This is a genomic window from Mesorhizobium sp. M0968 (assembly GCF_040319065.1).
Taxonomy (GTDB): domain Bacteria; phylum Pseudomonadota; class Alphaproteobacteria; order Rhizobiales; family Rhizobiaceae; genus Mesorhizobium.
The window spans coordinates 1-628 of the sequence record NZ_JAMYNL010000099.1 but is presented as its reverse complement, the minus strand read 5'-3'; the positions used below and the strand labels follow the sequence as shown (position 1 = coordinate 628).

Below are 628 nucleotides of genomic sequence, written 5' to 3'. Positions count from 1 at the left end.
CGCGACGTCGTTCAAAGCTGGGGGGATCGATCTCCATCAAGCGGTCTGCGGCCTCGACCGCAGTTCGTATCCTGCTGCACAGCGCGAGATTTTCGGCCAGCATCTCTTCACTACGTTGAAGCGCGAGCTCGGTCCGGTGGATGCGCTGCCTGGCATTGGCAACTTCCGATGTCAAAATATCGGCCGCCATCCCGTGGCCGTGGGGTTCCATAGTGTCCATGGGTTTCTAATACATGGGGGGCGATATCGTTCCCTGATGTCGGGCGAAACGGCGGGCCGCAGAAAAGCGCGATGGGCCGAATGACCAATGCACTCCCTGTCAAAACAGCGCCAGAAACAGGCGAACGGCTTCGGCCGCTCTACCTGCCATGGGCAGAGGCGATCACGGTCCAGAGGGTCATTGATCTGTTCAGGCACGACTACAACGCAAGCGACGACACACTCAGGCGGCTGGTGATCAAGCACCGTCTTCACAATCAGACAATGCCCGGTGCTCCGTCGAGAATAAGCGCTCCCGGTTTGGCTATGGCGCTCGCCGGCGATGATGGCGCACTTGCGCGGTTGAGGCGGGACGATCGCGAGCACCCGCACAACTCGGTATTTCAAGCGGCTCGGCATCCCGCGACCC

Annotated in this window: 2 protein-coding genes; one reads left to right on the top strand and one right to left on the bottom strand. The window is 60.7% G+C overall.

Annotation, left to right across the window (positions count from 1 at the left end; translation table 11 throughout):
* A partial coding sequence (locus NKH67_RS34065; protein ID WP_353033118.1) for a hypothetical protein occupies nt 1–190 on the bottom strand: 190 nt, incomplete at its 3' end.
* A 110-nt stretch (nt 191–300) separates the two neighbouring features.
* Here NKH67_RS34065 and NKH67_RS34060 point away from each other — a divergent pair.
* The coding region (locus tag NKH67_RS34060) for a hypothetical protein (RefSeq protein ID WP_502893856.1) at nt 301–628 on the top strand (328 nt) is incomplete at its 3' end.